Origin of the sequence: Acinetobacter sp. AOR18_HL (assembly GCF_027855145.1) — a bacterium.
GTDB lineage: Bacteria > Pseudomonadota > Gammaproteobacteria > Pseudomonadales > Moraxellaceae > Acinetobacter > Acinetobacter pittii.
Window position 1 is genome coordinate 366,804 of sequence record NZ_JAKTIG010000031.1, and the last position, 17,734, is coordinate 384,537.

16 protein-coding genes are annotated in these 17,734 nt (G+C 40.5%); 7 read left to right on the forward strand and 9 right to left on the reverse strand.

Going from position 1 to position 17,734, the window contains the following annotated elements:
- Positions 1-8: 8 nt before the first annotated feature.
- The 6 genes from MKL51_RS09885 to MKL51_RS09910 are packed head-to-tail and all read right to left on the reverse strand — an operon-like array spanning position 9 to position 6,462.
- Positions 9-1,226, reverse strand: a complete 1,218-nt coding sequence (locus MKL51_RS09885; RefSeq protein ID WP_017481550.1) for an MFS transporter — start codon at positions 1,224-1,226, stop codon at positions 9-11.
- Positions 1,227-1,244: 18 nt separating this feature from the next.
- Positions 1,245-2,561, reverse strand: coding sequence for an outer membrane trimeric porin-like protein DcaP (gene dcaP / locus MKL51_RS09890; RefSeq protein WP_000733488.1), 1,317 nt, complete (start codon positions 2,559-2,561; stop codon positions 1,245-1,247).
- A 36-nt stretch (positions 2,562-2,597) separates the two neighbouring features.
- Positions 2,598-3,251: a 3-oxoacid CoA-transferase subunit B gene (locus MKL51_RS09895; protein WP_000116039.1), complete on the reverse strand. Its 654-nt coding sequence runs from the start codon at positions 3,249-3,251 to the stop codon at positions 2,598-2,600.
- Positions 3,251-3,919: a 3-oxoacid CoA-transferase subunit A gene (locus MKL51_RS09900; protein ID WP_017481549.1), complete on the reverse strand. Its 669-nt coding sequence runs from the start codon at positions 3,917-3,919 to the stop codon at positions 3,251-3,253. The genes MKL51_RS09895 and MKL51_RS09900 overlap by 1 nt, the downstream gene beginning before the upstream one ends.
- A 47-nt stretch (positions 3,920-3,966) precedes the next feature.
- Entirely contained in the window at positions 3,967-5,250 is a 1,284-nt protein-coding gene (locus MKL51_RS09905; RefSeq protein ID WP_017481548.1) for an MFS transporter, read from the reverse strand.
- Between the two features lie 57 nt (positions 5,251-5,307).
- A complete protein-coding gene (locus MKL51_RS09910) occupies positions 5,308-6,462 on the reverse strand; it encodes an acyl-CoA dehydrogenase family protein (protein WP_017481547.1) in 1,155 nt (384 codons plus the stop codon).
- A gap of 311 nt (positions 6,463-6,773) precedes the next feature.
- On the opposite strand from MKL51_RS09910, the gene MKL51_RS09915 reads away from it, so the two are divergent.
- From MKL51_RS09915 to MKL51_RS09940, 6 genes are all read left to right on the forward strand, one after another.
- Entirely contained in the window at positions 6,774-7,562 is a 789-nt protein-coding gene (locus tag MKL51_RS09915; RefSeq protein ID WP_107908812.1) for an enoyl-CoA hydratase, read from the forward strand.
- A gap of 29 nt (positions 7,563-7,591) precedes the next feature.
- Complete coding sequence (locus MKL51_RS09920; RefSeq protein ID WP_017481545.1) at positions 7,592-8,353, forward strand: SDR family oxidoreductase; 762 nt, start codon at positions 7,592-7,594, stop codon at positions 8,351-8,353.
- 61 nt (positions 8,354-8,414) lie between these two features.
- A complete protein-coding gene (locus MKL51_RS09925) occupies positions 8,415-9,938 on the forward strand; it encodes a 3-hydroxyacyl-CoA dehydrogenase (RefSeq protein WP_017481544.1) in 1,524 nt (507 codons plus the stop codon).
- A gap of 14 nt (positions 9,939-9,952) precedes the next feature.
- Complete coding sequence (locus tag MKL51_RS09930) at positions 9,953-11,158, forward strand: 3-oxoadipyl-CoA thiolase (RefSeq protein WP_005069941.1); 1,206 nt, start codon at positions 9,953-9,955, stop codon at positions 11,156-11,158.
- Positions 11,159-11,266: 108 nt separating this feature from the next.
- Entirely contained in the window at positions 11,267-12,109 is an 843-nt protein-coding gene (locus MKL51_RS09935) for an IclR family transcriptional regulator (protein ID WP_017481543.1), read from the forward strand.
- A gap of 63 nt (positions 12,110-12,172) precedes the next feature.
- Entirely contained in the window at positions 12,173-13,345 is a 1,173-nt protein-coding gene (locus MKL51_RS09940; RefSeq protein ID WP_025468441.1) for an MFS transporter, read from the forward strand.
- 60 nt (positions 13,346-13,405) lie between these two features.
- Here the strand turns inward: MKL51_RS09940 and MKL51_RS09945 are convergent, their stop codons facing one another.
- Positions 13,406-14,377 carry an NAD(P)H-dependent flavin oxidoreductase gene (locus MKL51_RS09945; RefSeq protein ID WP_005304164.1) on the reverse strand — a complete coding sequence of 324 codons (972 nt, stop codon included), beginning with the start codon at positions 14,375-14,377 and terminating at the stop codon, positions 13,406-13,408.
- 230 nt (positions 14,378-14,607) lie between these two features.
- On the opposite strand from MKL51_RS09945, the gene MKL51_RS09950 reads away from it, so the two are divergent.
- Entirely contained in the window at positions 14,608-15,417 is an 810-nt protein-coding gene (locus MKL51_RS09950; protein ID WP_017481541.1) for an enoyl-CoA hydratase, read from the forward strand.
- Between the two features lie 65 nt (positions 15,418-15,482).
- Here the strand turns inward: MKL51_RS09950 and MKL51_RS09955 are convergent, their stop codons facing one another.
- The gene (locus MKL51_RS09955; protein ID WP_013198245.1) at positions 15,483-16,328 is read right to left on the reverse strand and encodes an IclR family transcriptional regulator; all 846 of its coding nucleotides are present in this window, start codon (positions 16,326-16,328) and stop codon (positions 15,483-15,485) included.
- A gap of 186 nt (positions 16,329-16,514) precedes the next feature.
- Positions 16,515-17,732, reverse strand: a complete 1,218-nt coding sequence (locus MKL51_RS09960) for a CaiB/BaiF CoA transferase family protein (RefSeq protein ID WP_017481540.1) — start codon at positions 17,730-17,732, stop codon at positions 16,515-16,517.
- Between the last annotated feature and the right edge of the window lie 2 nt (positions 17,733-17,734).

Sequence of the window (17,734 nt, forward strand, 5' to 3'; positions counted from 1 at the left end):
GCTCCTGTTTATGGAGCTTTTTCTTGCTTTGCTATCTTGTTCATTTCATAAAAATCTAAGCGATCAATCATAAAACTCAGCATTGCCATCGCTAAACCTAAGGCTGCACATGCTTCCCATCCCCAGTGTTTCCAAGCATACACTGCAATAAAAGAACCTAAGGCGGCTCCGCCAAAATATAAGGTCATATAAATTGAATTAATACGAGAACGTGCCTCGGCCGAAATTCGATAGACCAGATTTTGGTTCAAAACATGAAATGCCGACAAACCAAAGTACGCCATGATCACACCAGCAGCGTAGGCCACCAAAGACTGCTGAGCAAAAAATAGGGGTATCCATGCACTCATTAATAACCCCATGCAAATCACTGCAATTTTATTTTCAAGACCTGCTGCAATTTTCTTACCTGCCCAAGGAGTCGCAAATACGCCAGCCAAGCCCACAATTCCAAATAAACCAATTTGGAAATCGTTAAAGTGATAAGGCTCATTCGCCAAAATAAAAGTCATGGTGGTAAAAATAAGAGCCAAAATACCAAAACCAATTCCCCCTGCAAAACCACGGCGTAGTAAATGAGGCTGATGAACAGCTAATGAAAATAGTGAACCATAAATCTGTAGAATATTAAGTTGGTGAGACTTACGCGCAACTGGTAACTTTACCCACATTACCCAAGCAAACACCAAAATGACAATTCCGCTAATTAAATAAACCGCATGCCAAGACCAAACTGTAGAAAGTAAGCCTGCAATAGAACGTGCCAATAATATTCCTAAGAACAAACCACTCATGAGAGTGCCTACAACTTGAGGACTTTTTTTCGGGCTGGCTAAACCTGCGGCAAAAGGAACCAAAACTTGAGTCGCAATCGAAAAGAATGTCGCTAAAAAGGTAAAGCCATATAAAGCTGGCAAGGTTTGACTTAAAGATAGCCCTACTTGGGCAAGGCCTGTACAACACATGAGCAAGCAAATATAACTTCGCTTTTCAAAAAAGTCGCCTAAGGGAACCAATATAAAAAGGCCAACTGCGTAGGACAGTTGGCTAATCACAATAGTTAAAGCGACTTGATCGGCATTAACTTTTAATGCTTCAGCAATCGAATAGATTAAGGGCTGGTTATAATAGTTTGAACCCGCACAAATTCCACATGTCATTGCCATGATAAAAATAAAGCTTTTTGACAGTATATTTTCTGCATTGGGCTCAACTATTTTTTCCATTTTTAACTACGCCCCATTTTAGAATTTATACATCGATACAAAGTTTACACGTGATACATCAGCGGTTCTGCCGTCAAACACTTCTCGTTTGCCTTGGTGATATTCCATCCCAATATCCATTTGCTCAATCGGTGAATAAAAGACGTTAGCTGCGTAGTCCGTTAAGCGTTTATTAGCATCTGGGTTGAGTTTGGCATATGCCGTGTCGTCATCATAATCAAACATTGAAGCCGATAAGTTTGCACGCCATTGCTCATTAAATTTATATGAATAACCAATATTGATGCTATTCAACTTATTCATAACCAAATCTGTTTTGTCTTCGTTTAATGAGAAATCACCCGCGGCATTTAAACTTGTTGAATTTGCCAACCCACTTTGGGTGGTATACGGCATAAATTTTTGATCACCGACAATATATTGATAATTTGCTTGTACCGATTGCTGAGGCGTGAGTTGATATTTTAAGCCGCCTCCTGCACCCCAACTTACTTTCTTCACCGTGGCAGTTGCGACATCTGTAGACTTTTCATTAATAAAGCCTTGCGCAAGTGCTGTTAAAGGACCTTGTTTAAAGGTATAGCGACCCGTTAAAGTTGGAAATGCCGAGACTCTCGAACCTGTATATTCCAAAGCTACTTTTAAATCATTATTGGCATCAATTTTCCAGTCATAGCGAATTTGAGGAGTACGCGTATAAGAGGTTCCCACAAATTGGGTGTAATCAACAGCTTCTGTACGGGTTTCCATGTTAGACATGAGTGACCATGTTTGACCAAAGGTCCAGTCTTTATAGGTAAAAAATGCATGACGGATACGGAATTTACCATCCCCAGTTCCCATGTTAGAACTATCAAAGAAATCGGCTTCGATATTCCCTGTAACCGCTTTATTTGGGCTATTAAAATAAACACCTAATCGGCTTGCATTAATCATGGCATCAGAGCGTGCATGGTTTGAACGTTTTTCACTTTCAAAAGGTGTTCGGTACAGGCTGCTGGTCGTTCTACCACCCGAGTCAGGTGATGATTTAAAATCGACCGCTGCATCAATACGGGCAATACCGTAAACCTTGACATTATCCGTCCAAGTGACCCATGAAGGAGCAACTGGCTTTTCTGTTACCGTTGCTTTAGTTTTTTCAATGTTCTCTTCGATCTTAACCTGTTTGACCTGTAAATTATTTTGAGTTTGTTTCTGAGCAGCAAGTTCTGCTTTTAATTTTTGCAGCTCAGTTTCTAGCAAATTAATTCTTTGTTCTGTCGTATCTGAAGAATTTGCAAAAATGGTCCCTGAAGCCGCAGCACAAGCTGCAGCTAAAATTAATTTTTTCATCTTTTAATCCTTAAAGAAGCGTTTTTCCGTGTGTATTTAGGCTACACGTGCATCGATTAGTTCACAGTCAGTGACTGCCTGTAATTCATCAAAAGTTAAGCCGTCTACCATTTCCTTGACGTAAGCTTTTTGGTCTTTGAGTTCAATAATGCATAAATCGGTATAAATACGGTTTACACACTGCTCACCCGTTATTGGATAGCTCAGTTCTTTTACAATTTTGGGCTCACCTTTTTTAGTGACATGCTCCATATAGACATAAATCGTTTTTGCACCGACTGCCAAATCCATAGCACCGCCAACTGCCGGCACATCATCTGCCTTACCGGTATGCCAGTTTGCCAAGTCTCCATTTACCGCAACTTGGAATGCACCAATCACACAAATGTCCAGATGGCCACCACGCATAATGTCAAACGAGTCGCCATGATGCATAAAGCATCCACCGTCTAACAAAGTGACAAGTTCTTTTCCAGCATTAACTAAATCTTGGTCTTCTTCGCCAGGCTGTGGCGGTGGACCAAAAGCCAAAACCCCATTTTCCGAATGTAAAAAGATTTCTTTGTCTTTTGGCAAAAATTTAGCAACGTTGGTTGGTAAGCCAATCCCTAAATTGACATAAGAACCTTCAGGAATGTCATTGGCAATGAGCTTGGCAATATCTTCACGAGAACGCTTTTGAACTGACATTAGATATCTCCTACTTTTACAACGTGCTGAACAAAAATTCCCGGTGTAATAATGCACTCTGGGTCAAGCGTTCCTAGCTCTACGGTGTCATTCACTTGAACAATCGTGGTCTTAGCGGCTTTTGCCATGATTGGCCCAAAATTACGAGCTGCTTTACGGTAAGTTAAATTGCCCCAGCGGTCGGCTTTATCGGCATAAATCAGTGCAAAATCAGCTTCAAGTGGATACTCGAGCACATAGTTTTTACCGTTAATGGTTCGGGTCTCTTTACCCTCGGCAACTTTGGTGCCATAACCAGTCGGCGTAAAAATAGCACCGAGACCAGCACCTGCGGCCTGAATACGACAAGCCAAATTACCTTGTGGAACCAGTTCTAACTCAATTTTTCCCGCTCTATATAAGTCTTGAAAAACGCTTGATCCAGCAGATTTCGGAAATGAACAAATCATTTTTTTAACACAGCCAGCAATAATGAGCTTGGTTAGGCCACGGTCACCAGAAGCCGCATTGTTATTTACAATGGTAAGTTCTTTTTTTCCTAAATCGATTAAGGCTTCAATTAATTCAGCAGGTTGCCCCGTCACACCGAACCCGCCTGTCATGATGGTTGCACCATCAGGAATAGCTTTTAAAATCGGTTCAATATCACTGGTGATTTTATTTATCATCTCACTTGTCCCTTTTCATCCTTAATTTAAGGTGACAGATTGATCTGTCACTCTGCCTTTTGCGGGTTAAATAGTCGGTCTTTAATAAATAACAATGGGATTACACCGCAGATAAAATAAGCCGCAGCCATCACCAAGAGCCCTAAGCCAATAGAACCGTTTTGCGATAGAAAACCAATTGTTAATGGAGAGAAAATAGAAAGTACTTTGCCAATATTATAAGCACCACCCACTGCCGAGCCTCGAATAGAAGTCGGGAAACTTTCTGTCATATAGGTGGCATTAATTGCGTATGGAATACCGTAAAGGAAACCGAAGAACAGCATCATCCACAAAATATTCGTAGGCGTATTTAAATAGACAATGACCGGAATAAATAAAGCTGTGCCAATGGTTCCGAAAGCGAATACAGCGCGGCGCCCTAATTTGTCGGCAACGATCCCTGCAATCACTTTGGCAAACATCATAATCAGGAAAGTACCGACCATATACATGGCCATTTCTTTAAACTTGATGCCTAGATCAGACTCTAAATAAGCCGGTAACCAGTTACTTACGCCGTAATAACCAAACTGCAATGCACCAGTACTAATAATCCAAAGCACAAACATGGTGCCATGTTTCTTATCTCTTAAAATCTCAAGATATGGATTTTGGCGTTTTTTAGGTTGGTTACTTTGAGCAACTTCTAGCGCTTTTAATTGACGCGCTTTTTTCCAAGACTCAGGTTCAGGTACGCAAAAGTGCATCAAAACTGACAACACCACAGGCGCAATTGCAATCCAGTAAAGGAAACGCCAGCCATGTTCAGGAATAATATGTCCAGCTAATAAGGTCGCGAGTAATGAACCTAAGGTGTACCCCGTCATGAGAGTAGCTAAAACAGTCGAGCGATGTTTGGTTGGCACCATTTCAGACATTAAAATATTACAGGCAATATAAAGTGCACCTAAACCCATCGCTCCAAATGTTCTTAAAACTGCAAATTGCATATAAGAATCAGTAAAACCCAACGCACTAGTTAAAACTGAAGAATAAGCAATAAAGAACACAATAATGCGAACTCGCCCAAAACGGTCACACGCCCAGCCACCAATCAGACCACCCACAGCGGAACCGAAAAGCGTTAAGCTGCCTAGCGTTCCAGCTTGTACACCGGTTAAATGAAATTCTGTTTTAAGACTGGTCAGGCTCAATGCCAAAAAACCTAAGTCTGCCCCATCACACAACAATGTTAAAAAAGCGAATATAAATGCGGTAATCCAAATCTTTTTTGGTGTCTGGATAGCTTCACTGCTAGCCGTATTTTGGGTAACTGTTTCTGTTGTCATGTCCATATCCTCAGAAGGAACATGAGGCATCCAATGCCTCATGGCATTTGTTCTTTATTAGGCTGTAGCTTCCCTAATCATGTTTTTAGCAATAATAATTTGTTGAACTTGCGTGGTTCCTTCATATAAACGGAACAAACGCACATCGCGATAAAAGCGCTCGATGGCATATTCACTGATATAGCCTGCACCACCATGAATCTGTACACAGCGGTCAGCAACGCGTCCGCACATTTCAGTCGCAAACATTTTTGCGCATGATGCTTCTGTGCTAATGTTTTCGCCATTATCACGGCGGCGAGCTGCATCTAAAACCATACATTTAGCTGCATAAATCTCGGCTTTTGAGTCGGCAAGCATGGCTTGAATCAACTGGAAGTTTGCAATAGGTTGACCGAACTGCTTACGCTCAATCGCATAGTGTAATGCGTCGTTTAACATACGTTCGGCAACACCCACGCTATAGGCACCAATGTGTAAACGCCCTTTATCAAGCACTTTCATGGCCGTTTTAAAACCAACACCTTCTACGCCACCAATCAATGCAGAAGCAGGCACACGGCAATTTTCAAAAATCACATCACAAGTGTGTGAACCCTTTTGCCCCATTTTTTGGTCAATTTTGCCCAACGTAATGCCCGGTGTATTGGCCTCGACTAAAAAAGCTGAAATGCCACCCGACCCTTTAATTTCAGGATTGGTTCGCGCCATTACGGTAAAAGTTGCAGCATGGGGTGCATTGGTAATAAAACGTTTGGTGCCGTTTAACACATAAAAGTCGCCATCTTTTACTGCACTGGTTTTTAAAGAGGCAGCGTCAGAGCCAGATTCAGGTTCGGTTAAACAGAATGAACCAATAATTTCGCCACTTGCGTAACGTGGTAAATATTTTTGCTTTTGCTCTTCTGTACCATCAATCAAAATTGCACTTGAGCCAATACCGTTATTAGTACCAATTAAAGAGCGAAAAGCTGGTGAAGTTTGTCCAAGTTCAAATGCAACTCTGACTTCTTCTTCAATGGTGATGCCTAAGCCACCATATTCTTCGGGAATTGTGAGCCCGAACAAGCCTAGCTCACGCATTTGCTGCACAATGTCATCTGGAATTTTGTCTTTCTCTACCACTTCGTTTTCACGAGGGATCAATTCATTTTTTACAAAATCTCGAATTGTTGAAAGTAACTGCTCCAACATCCCTTCATCACGGATCATCTGTGATCTCCCTTTTTATGTATTTCCATCGCACCCATCAGCCATCTCCAGCTTGTCTGGATACCATGTTTTAAATCTTATTTACTGCGGATGTGTTTCATAGTACGAGAACGAAAATACAAATTTCAAGCTTTTTTGAAAATTAATTTCGTTAAACGAAATTTAAAAATACACCATTACTAAATATCAAACACTTAGCTTATTTAATAAATCATAATTGCTCTAATGGACTAAATAAGACTTGAAATAAATTCCAAAATAAGCATCATAAAAGGAATATAGTTTTGATGTGCGAAACAAGGAATTCAAAAATGAGTGTATCAATAGGGAATAATTTCGTAGAAGTCGACTTTTCTATTCAAAAAATAGCGATTGTAAAAATAAACCGACCTGAAGCAAAAAATGCACTGAATACAGAAGTTCGCAAACAACTAGCACAAGCTTTTACCGAATTAAGTTTTAACGATGAGATCAATGCGGTGGTACTCACAGGTGGTGAAGAGGTCTTTGCCGCAGGTGCAGATCTAAAAGAAATGGCAACCGCAACTTCAACAGAAATGTTATTGCGTCATACCGAACGTTATTGGAACGCGATTGCCCAGTGCCCTAAACCCGTGATTGCTGCCGTAAATGGTTATGCATTAGGGGGTGGCTGCGAACTTGCAATGCACGCTGACATTATTATTGCAGGTAAAGGCGCAACTTTTGGTCAACCAGAAATTAAAGTTGGTTTAATGCCTGGTGCTGGCGGTACACAACGTTTATTCCGTGCTGTGGGTAAATTCCATGCCATGCGCATGATTATGACAGGCGCCATGGCCAAAGCCGAAGAAGCTTATTTGATTGGTCTTGTTTCACAAGTCACCGAAGATGACCAAACCATTCCAACTGCAATTCAAATGGCACAAAGCCTCGCAAAAATGCCTCCTATTGCCCTGCAACAAATTAAAGAAGTCGCGCTTATGAGCGAAGATGTTCCATTAAATGCAGGCTTAACGCTAGAACGAAAAGCATTCCAGTTACTGTTTTCGACCGAAGATAAAAATGAAGGTGTTCAAGCTTTTATCGAAAAGCGCAAGCCGTCGTATCAAGGTAAATAATTTAAAACCATAATAACAAAGGAATGAAAATGGCCAGAAAAGTATTGATTAGTGCAGGTGGTTCAGGGATTGGACGATGCATTGCCGAGGTATTTTTAAACAATCATGATGAAGTTTTTGTTTGTGATATTAATGCTAAAAGCCTAGAACAATTTCAACAAGCTTATCCAAAGCTACATATATATACCTGTGATTTGGCTGATCATAAACAAATTGAACTTATGTTTAGTCAAGCCATTCAGAAACTTGGCGGTATTGATATTTTAGTCAATAACACAGGCATTTCAGGTCCGACCGTTGCAGCAGATGAGCTAAGTTTTGAAGATTGGAATACGGTCATTAATTTAAATCTGAATAGCACTTTTTTAATTACCCAGTTAGCCATTCCCTATTTAAAGAAAGCACAAGCAGGCGTGATTATTAATATGTCGTCTATTGCCGGCCGCTTAGGCTATCCATATCGATTAGCCTATTCCACTTCAAAATGGGGGCTGATCGGTTTTACCAAAACGCTTTCTATGGAACTCGGTGCAGATAATATTCGAGTTAACGCTATTCTTCCGGGTGCGGTAGATGGTGATCGAGTTCAACGTGTATTACAGGCCCGTGCCGATGTAGCGCATACCTCACTTGAAGAAGTGACTCAAAACGCATTGAAAAATCAGTCACTCAAATATTTTGTCAATCCAAAGCATATTGCAGATTTATGTCTATTTTTAGCGTCAGATAGTGGTCGCTCAATTTCAGGACAAATCTTACCCATTGATGGTGATAAACAATGCTTAAGCTAAATCACCCAACCCTATTTTTCCGTTTAATTTCAAATATAGATTAATCATCAGGATGATCGACATGACTTATGATATTAAAAGCATGGCTGTGATTGGTGTAGGTGTCATGGGCAGTGGTATTGCTCAAATTGCTGCGCAGTCAGGTCATACCACTTATTTATATGATGCCAAAGAAGGCGCCGCAGAACAGGCTAAAGAAAAACTGGCTGCTACATTTCAAAAGTTAGTTGACAAAAATAAAATTACATCTGAGCAAGCAGCAGCGGCAAATAACCATTTAATTGTTGCTCATCAAATTGAAGATTTAAAAAATTGCGACCTCATTGTAGAAGCAATTGTTGAACGTCTTGATATTAAACAAAGTTTGATGCAGCAGCTTGAAGATATTGTTTCGGATAATACTATTTTAGCCTCAAACACTTCTTCTCTTTCTATTACAGCCATTGCGGCAAATTGCAAGAAGCCTGAGCGTGTTGTGGGTTATCACTTTTTTAATCCCGTTCCACTCATGAAAGTGGTTGAAGTCATTCGTGGTTTAAAAACAGACCCACTTATTATTGATGCTTTAAACGATTTATCTCGTGCATTTGGTCACCGCCCTGTTGTAGCGAAGGACACCCCTGGATTTATTATTAATCACGCTGGTCGAGCTTATGGCACCGAAGCACTCAAAATTTTAAATGAAAACGTTTGCGATATCAGTGAAATTGATCGAATTTTACGTGACGGCGTTGGTTTTAGAATGGGTCCTTTTGAATTACTCGATTTAACTGGTCTTGATGTTTCTCATCCTGTGATGGAATCGATTTATCATCAATACTATGAAGAAGCCCGCTACAAGCCAAACCCGCTCACCAAACAAATGCTTGATGCCAAACAACTTGGACGTAAGGTTAATCAAGGTTTTTATAATTATGAAACCGGTTCAAAAACAGGTGAACAACCTGCTCAGTTTGTAGAGCGTTTAGCGCAATATCCAAAAGTTTGGATCGCTGCCGATTTTTTAGACGATAAGAAACAGCTCGAAGATTATTTAACTCAGCAAAATATTGCCCTAGACACCAATTCTGAACCACAAACAGATAGCTTATGTTTACTTGCTTGTTACGGTGAAGACACAACCCAAGCGGCGACCCGTCTAGGGGTTAACCCTGGACATGCTGTTGCTATAGACATGCTTTATGGCATTGCAAAGCATCGAACCTTAATGCCATCACTCATTACTAAATCTGAATATCGTCAAGCAGCTCACTCTATTTTCAATTTAGATGGAAATCTGGTGAGTATGATTGCTGAAAGTATTGGCTTTGTTGCACAGCGTGTTTTAGCAATGGTCATTAATTTAGGCTGTGATATTGCGCAGCAAAATGTTGCCACTGTAGATGATATTAATGCCGCGGTACGTCTTGGCTTAGGCTATCCATTTGGCCCAATTGAATGGGGTGATCAAGTCGGCAGCGAAAAAATCTTACTCATTCTGAACCGTATAACAGCGCTTACGCATGACCCACGTTACCGCCCTAGCCCGTGGTTACAGCGTCGTGTCGCACTTCATTTACCTCTTACTTTTACTCACGAGTCTTGAAAAGGAATTTCTCAATGTTAAATGCATATATCTATGATGGTTTACGTAGCCCATTTGGCCGTCATGCAGGTGAACTTGCCTCAATTCGCCCTGATGATTTAGCCGCAACTGTCATTCAAAAACTACTAGAAAAAACTGGTGTACCAGGCGCTGATATTGAAGATGTGATTTTAGGCGACACTAACCAAGCGGGTGAAGATAGCCGTAATGTGGCACGAAATGCATTATTACTTGCCGGTTTACCTGTTACTGTACCGGGCCAGACAGTAAACCGTCTATGTGCTAGTGGTTTAGGTGCCGTGATTGACTCAGCACGTGCCATTACTTGTGGTGAAGGTGAACTGTATATTGCAGGTGGTGTAGAAAGTATGTCACGTGCACCCTTTGTGATGGGTAAAGCTGAAAGTGCTTATAGCCGTGATGCAAAAATTTATGACACCACGATTGGCTCTCGCTTTCCAAATAAAAAAATTATTGCCCAGTACGGCGGTCATTCAATGCCTGAAACAGGCGATAACGTTGCAGCCGACTTTGGTATTAGCCGTGAGCAAGCAGACTTATTTGCCGCTCAATCACAAGCTAAATATCAAAAAGCCAAAGAAGAAGGTTTCTTTGCCGATGAAATTACGCCAATTGAGGTTTTCCAAGGCAAAAAATTGCCACCTAAACTCGTTTCAGAAGATGAACACCCTCGCCCAAGTTCAACTGTTGAAGCACTTACAAAGTTAAAACCGCTCTTTGAAGGTGGCGTGGTCACTGCGGGTAATGCCTCAGGTATTAATGATGGTGCAGCAGCACTTTTGATTGGTTCAGAAGCGGCAGGTCAAAAATATGGCTTAAAACCAATGGCTAAAATTTTGTCAGCAGCAGCAGCGGGTATTGAGCCACGTATTATGGGTGCAGGTCCGATCGAAGCCATTAAAAAAGCTGTTGCGCGTGCGGGACTTACTTTAGATGACATGGATATTATTGAAATTAATGAAGCCTTTGCTTCACAGGTTTTATCTTGTTTAAAAGGCTTGAATGTTGATTTTAATGACCCGCGTGTGAACCCGAACGGTGGTGCGATTGCAGTTGGTCATCCACTTGGTGCATCTGGCGCTCGTCTTAGCTTAACAGTAGCTCGCGAGTTAATTCGCCGTAAGAAGAAATATGCCGTGGTGAGCCTATGTATTGGTGTAGGTCAAGGTCTTGCAATGGTGATTGAAAACGTTTCATAACCATGAACCAGATATCCATTCATCACAACAGCGCAGTGATGAATGGATTTATTTTGCAGAGCGAAATATAATGGCAAAACTATTGCTTTAATTATATTTGAGGATCGAATGTCTCAAAACACGGAAACTGAAAAACCAATAAATTTTGATGAGATACGTTTAGATCCTATTTCGCATATACATCGGGAAAATAACCCGCAATTTATTGCTTCTTTAGCGCGCGGTTTAGAACTTTTAAGATGCTTTTCTGCAAACAATCAGGTGCTTGGTAACCAAGAATTAGCAAAAATGACAGGTTTACCTAAACCGACCATTGCACGTATTACCAATACCCTTGTGTCATTAGGTTATTTAAAACAATTGCCTAACTCGACCAAATACACACTAGATATTGGTGTCTTATCTTTAGGATATGCAGCATTATCTAACATCTCGATTCGTAATATTGCTCATCAATATATGGAAGAGATGAGTCAGTATGTTCAAGCGCCTGTGGCGATGGCAACGCGTGACCGCTTAAATATGGTGTATATCGATGTTGTGCAAATTGAAACAGCCTTGAATATGCGTCGTCCAATTGGTTCTACTTTGCCAATCCATAGTAGTTCAATGGGACGAGCATGCTTGGCTGCGACCCCTGAACGTGAGCGCAATTTTCTACTTGATGCGTTGAAACAAAAAAATCCAGAAAACTGGCCAGCCATAAAACGTTCTTTAGAACGAACTTTCCGTGATTACCAAGATTATGGATATTGTTTGTCTTTAGGTGAGTGGCATAAAGAAGTGAACTCGGTAGCTGTACCTTTGGTCAGCTCGAAACACGGTCTTTATGTTTTTAACTGTGGTGCGCCAAGTTTTCATTTAAATCCGGAAAAACTTGAAGGTGAAATTGGACCACGTTTAATCCACATGGTGCACAACATTCAAGATGCTTTGAATGAAACGCATTAACAGTCGTGCTTAAAATAGTCATGGTTGTGTTGATTAAAGGTCCACTTTCATTATGACTAAGGCATGATGAAAAACGCACTATATACTCCAACCATTATTTTAATGGCGATTGCCGCAGGCATTTGTACAGGTGGAAATTATTTTAGTCAGCCACTTATTCACTCAATTAGTGTAAGTCTAAATTTAACTGAAACAACTACAGCATGGGTGCCCACTCTAGCCCAAATCACCTATGCCTGTGGCTTACTCTTTTTAATGCCATTGGGCGATATATTAGAAAAGCGCAAGCTGCTATTTATCTTTATGTTATTGGCTTCAAGTGGATTAATTATTAGCGGTTTTTCGCACAATATTTATCTTTTACTGCTTGGTACTGTCATTACTGGACTATTTTCTAGTGCAGCCCAACTGTTGTTACCGCTTGCTGCAAGTCTGGTTCCAATTCAACAAAGCGGCCGTGTCGTCGGTTTTTTACTGAGTGGACTGATGATGGGGGTTTTACTCGCCCGCTCTCTTTCAGGGCTGATGTCTACACTTTTTGCATGGAATATTATTTATCTGGTCAGTGGCTTTCTGTTACTTGTCATTGCCATTATTTTGCATCGTAATATCGGGTTATTTCCACCAACCAAATCTGAAAACTATGCAAAAACTATTCGCTCTTTACCACAGATTTTTATTCAAAATCGGCGGTTAAGAACCAGAACTTATATTGGTGGTTTTACATTTGCTTGTGTAAGTTTAACCTTTACCACCATGTCGTTGCTTTTGGCTCCAGCGCCCTATTTTTTTAGCGACTTTACCATTGGCCTTTTCAGTTTTGTTGGCGTGTTAGGAACTTTCGTTGCCAATTTTTCAGGTAAATTTATTGATCAAGGCTACATTCATAAAATTTCAATTTATTGCGGCATTGGCCTTATTTTAAGTTGGATTCTTTTTTCACTTTTACCCTACCATTTCGCTTTTTATATTATTGCCTTACTCATTCTCTACGCTTCTCTTTCTGCTGTGCATGTCACCAACCAAAGTATTGTATTTAAACTTAATCAAGAACTACGCTCACGTTTTAACGCGATTTATATGACGGGTTACTTTGCTGGCGGCGCTTTAGGCACAACGGCAGGAAGTTATGCTTGGAAACACTTCGGATGGACAGGTGTCTGCATTTTAGGCTTAATTTTTGCCGTTTTATGTCTTTATTATTGTGTGAGTGATGCAAAAAATCAGCACAGTTAAAACTTGTGCTGATCTTATATAAAGTATGTTAATAGTTAATTAGAAGAGCTAGATTAAGTCCTATAAAAGCCCTAATAACCGACCACGAATAATATCTTCTGCATCTTTAACAATTCGGCTAACCAATTCATCGCATGTCGGAATATCATGAATCAAGCTTGCGACTAAACCGCATGACCATGCACCTGCATTAACATCGCCATCAATCATGACTTTTGGATAGACGCCAGCGACTTCTTCAATAATATCTTCAAATTTAATGTTATCGCCTAGCGCTTTTTCTTTTGCCACGATTTTTTCTACGGCCGCATTATTCATGACACGTTCTGTATTTCGCAAAGCACGCATAATTAAACGTGTATCTCTTTCGGTTGCATTCAGAATCGCCTGCTTCACATTTGCATGTACGGGAGCTTCCTGAGTCGCAATAAAACGCGTTCCCATGTTAATTCCATCGGCTCCCATCGCTAATGCAGCAGCCAGTGAGCGTCCATCTGCCATCCCACCTGAGGCAACAAACGGAATTTCTAATGCATCAGCAGCTAAAGGCAATAAAATCATATTGGGCACATCATCCTCACCGGGATGACCACCGCACTCGAAACCATCTACAGAAACCGCATCGCACCCAATTTGCTGAGCTTTTAAGCTATGTCGAACCGAAGTACATTTATGAATTACTTTAATACCAGCAGCCTTTAAATATGGCATGACTTGTTCAGGATTACGCCCCGCTGTTTCTACAACCTTTACTCCGCCTTTAATGATTGCTTCTACAAAACCCGGATAATCAGGAGTATTTACCGTAGGCAAAAAGGTTAAATTTACCCCAAAAGGCTTGTCGGTCATTTCTCGGCAACGTGCAATTTCTTTTGCCAGATTTTCAGGCGTACGCTGAGTCAGGCCAGTGATAATGCCTAACCCACCCGCGTTTGAAACCGCAGCTGCAAGCTCAGCAAAACCAACATAATGCATACCGCCTTGAATAATTGGATGCTCAATTTCAAATAATTCTGTAATTTTGGTCTTCATATTCTTTCCACTCACTGTTCTATAGCTAGCCTCTTATTTCCTTAGCAGAGCTAGATGCTTATTTACGCATAAATTCTATCAGCATTTAAAGTAATTCAAGTTAAAAATTTCATAATACAAAATTTTATACCACAATATAAAACAAAATAATTGATAACGGAATTATTTTTCGATAGCATCATTTTAATCAGTTTAATTTTTAGACAGCAAGTTATTTAAAGGGATGAATGATGCAGCAGGACAACAAAACTCAAAACCAGCTTAAAACAGGCACAATTCATAAATATTTTGATAGAAATATACTAACGCTCACCATGAGTAATCCCACTAAAAAGAATGCGATTAATTATGAAATGTATGCAGCCCTAAGTCAGGCATTAGATGAGGCTGCAACTAATCAAGACATTCATGTGGTTGTGCTGACTGGTGAAGACTCCGCATTTACCAGCGGCAATGATGTAAACGCATTTGAAAAACGAGATACCACCAGTTCCGAACCACCCGCTTCGATTGTTTTCTTAAAAAGCTTGGCAACGTTTCCAAAACCGATTATTGCTAAAGTAAATGGTGTGGCAATTGGTATTGGCAGCACTATGCTTCTACATTGTGACCTTGTGTATGCAAGCCAAAACTCTATTTTCCAATTCCCCTTTGTAAACTTGGGACTTGTACCTGAAGCGGGTTCAAGTTACATCTTGCCAAGGTTATTGGGCTTTGCTCGAGCTTCGGAAATTATTTTACTCGGTGAAAAGTTTTCGGCAGACCAAGCAAAAAATTATGGTCTGGTAAATGAAATATTTGAGGCAACTGAGCTGGATCAAGCGGTTGAAGATATGGCCATTAAACTTGCTCACAAACCAAGCCAAGCCTTACAGCTCAGCAAAAAGTTACTAAGAGATATGCCAATTGATGATCTACTCAATCGTATTGATCATGAGTCGACTATTTTCTCGCGTTGTTTACAAGGTTCCGAGTTTAAAGAAGCATTAAGTGCTTTCAAAGAAAAACGGAAACCGAACTTTCACAGCCAAACAGCCTAAAACTCACCCACTAAAAAGCCAGCATTGAAGATCAAAGCTGGCTTTTATAAATAAATCAAATAGGTTTAGCTAATCTCGGTACGAATATTATTCACCATGTGTAAAAGACGCGGTGCAATATCTTCTTCAAGTTTTTCACGGTTCATAATAAAACTTGGACCACCACAGTTGAACACCAGCAAACCATGTTGTTCATGAATAAGTGGGACTGCAACCGAATTTACATCTTTATGCCATTCGCCGATTGAAAAACAATATCCAAAATCTTGGTAGTCTTTAAACGCTTTGTCTAAATCGCGGTTAATTTTGATCCAATCTTCTTTGTGCTTACTACGGATGGCATCAAGTAAAAATTCTCTTTCATCTTCAGGCATTGCAGCTAAACAGGCACGTCCCATCGAACTTAAATGGATCGGCAAATAGGTTCCAACTTGACGGCGCATGGTCATATTGCCTTTGCCTTGCACCACATCAAGATAAATCATATTCAGTCGATCACGTGTTGCCATGGCTACAGCAGCGCCAGCATAGTCTGCCAAATTTTTCATATATGGATGAGCAATAGAGCGAATCGACACGTTAGACAGCATGGAATAACCAAACGCAAGAACACCAACTGAAAGCTGGAATTTGCTTGAATTAGGTACTTGTTTGATATAACCCAAACGCGACAAGGTATGTGTAAGGCGAGTAATGGTTGGTTTTGGCAAACCTGTCATCTGAGCAAGCTCTTGGTTGCCCAAATGCTGATGCTTCGGTGTAAAACAACGTAATAGCTCTAAACCACGTGCTAATGCAGTAATAAATTGGCGATCATTTTCATCCTGCATGTCTTCAATCGGATGTAATAATTCATGCCTTAATGGCGCTAATAATTTTTCTGTCGGTTCTGCATCAACTGCATCGTTCATTGTCATACCAATCCATATTTTGTTTCGCACTGCGAAAATTATAATCTATTTTTTCTATAAATAGCAAAAGAGCAAACATCCGAGTCTGCATCTAAAAGATAACTTCATTTAACTCATTAAAGCGAAAGATTAAATATTTTATTTTCTGATTTTAAATATAATTTTAACCTTCCGCTTTTAAGCCACCTACCCAATTACGCCCTTTTCTTTGAGCTCAGCTAGTTTTTCAGGAGAAACTACTCGACCTAAAACCGCCTGCGTATGTTCACCCAACAATGGAGGAGCTGTTTTGTATTCAACAGGCGTTCTAGAAAGTTTGATTGGCGAGCCAATTACTTTCAATTTCTCACGCTTAGGATGGTTCATCTCGACCAGCATTTCTCGGGCAATCACTTGTGGCTCTTGAAAAGCTTGTTCCAAGTTATTAATCACACCGACCGGAACTTTAGCCGCATAGATAGAATCTACCCATTCATCTGCTGTTTTTGTTAAAAAGTGATTTGATAAAATTCCTATAATTTCATCACGATGCTTAATGCGGTCTGCATTTCTGGCAAAACGTACATCATTTGGTAAATCGGGTAACCCAATACTTCGACAAAGTTGAATAAACTGAGTGTCATTTCCACATGCAATAATAAAATCACGGTCAGAAGCTTTGAACACTTGATAAGGCACAATATTGGCGTGTGCATTGCCATAACGCTTAGGAATATTACCCGATGAAAGATAATTCATTCCCTGATTTGCCATTGTGGCAATTTGAACATCAAGCAAAGCCATATCAATGTATTGGCCTAAACCTGTTACATGGCGGTTGAGTAAAGCAGCCTGTATGGCAATCGTAGAATAAAGACCCGTGGCTAAATCGGAAAATGCGACCCCTACTTTTTGTGGACCGCCACCCGGCAAATCATCACGCTCACCCGTGACTGACATAAGCCCGCCCATGCCCTGAATAATAAAGTCATAACCGGGCTCTTCTGCTCTTGGGCCAGTTTGACCAAAACCTGTAATCGAGCAATACACCAGTTTAGGGTTAATCGCAGATAAAGACTCGTAGTCTAAACCGTATTTTTTCAAAGAACCCGCTTTGTAGTTTTCAATCACAACATCGGTGTCTTGAATAAGAGCTTTAATCAATTCTTGACCATCAGGGCTAGCAATGTCGATGGCAACCGATAGTTTATTGCGGTTGGTAGACTGATAATATGCAGCTTCTTGAGTGTCTTGGCCTGAGTCATCTTTCATCCAAGGTGGCCCCCAAGAACGGGTATCGTCACCGACTTTCGGTCGTTCAATCTTGATTACCTCTGCGCCTAAATCGGCAAGAATCTGTCCACACCAAGGTCCAGCCAATACCCGACTTAAGTCAAGCACCCGAATTCCATTTAAAGCACCCATCT

Bases quoted from the DNA above. Each gene is read 5' to 3' on its own strand.
- MKL51_RS09930 (WP_005069941.1), top strand. From the start codon at position 9,953: ATGTTAAATGCATATATCTATGATGGTTTACGTAGCCCATTTGGCCGT.
- MKL51_RS09945 (WP_005304164.1), bottom strand. From the start codon at position 14,377: ATGAAGACCAAAATTACAGAATTATTTGAAATTGAGCATCCAATTATT.
- MKL51_RS09940 (WP_025468441.1), top strand. From the start codon at position 12,173: ATGATGAAAAACGCACTATATACTCCAACCATTATTTTAATGGCGATT.
- MKL51_RS09925 (WP_017481544.1), top strand. From the start codon at position 8,415: ATGACTTATGATATTAAAAGCATGGCTGTGATTGGTGTAGGTGTCATG.
- MKL51_RS09915 (WP_107908812.1), top strand. From the start codon at position 6,774: ATGAGTGTATCAATAGGGAATAATTTCGTAGAAGTCGACTTTTCTATT.
- MKL51_RS09955 (WP_013198245.1), bottom strand. From the start codon at position 16,328: ATGAACGATGCAGTTGATGCAGAACCGACAGAAAAATTATTAGCGCCA.
- MKL51_RS09905 (WP_017481548.1), bottom strand. From the start codon at position 5,250: ATGACAACAGAAACAGTTACCCAAAATACGGCTAGCAGTGAAGCTATC.
- MKL51_RS09960 (WP_017481540.1), bottom strand. From the start codon at position 17,732: ATGGGTGCTTTAAATGGAATTCGGGTGCTTGACTTAAGTCGGGTATTG.
- MKL51_RS09950 (WP_017481541.1), top strand. From the start codon at position 14,608: ATGCAGCAGGACAACAAAACTCAAAACCAGCTTAAAACAGGCACAATT.
- MKL51_RS09920 (WP_017481545.1), top strand. From the start codon at position 7,592: ATGGCCAGAAAAGTATTGATTAGTGCAGGTGGTTCAGGGATTGGACGA.
- MKL51_RS09910 (WP_017481547.1), bottom strand. From the start codon at position 6,462: ATGATCCGTGATGAAGGGATGTTGGAGCAGTTACTTTCAACAATTCGA.
- MKL51_RS09885 (WP_017481550.1), bottom strand. From the start codon at position 1,226: ATGGAAAAAATAGTTGAGCCCAATGCAGAAAATATACTGTCAAAAAGC.
- MKL51_RS09900 (WP_017481549.1), bottom strand. From the start codon at position 3,919: ATGATAAATAAAATCACCAGTGATATTGAACCGATTTTAAAAGCTATT.
- MKL51_RS09895 (WP_000116039.1), bottom strand. From the start codon at position 3,251: ATGTCAGTTCAAAAGCGTTCTCGTGAAGATATTGCCAAGCTCATTGCC.
- MKL51_RS09935 (WP_017481543.1), top strand. From the start codon at position 11,267: ATGTCTCAAAACACGGAAACTGAAAAACCAATAAATTTTGATGAGATA.
- dcaP (WP_000733488.1), bottom strand. From the start codon at position 2,561: ATGAAAAAATTAATTTTAGCTGCAGCTTGTGCTGCGGCTTCAGGGACC.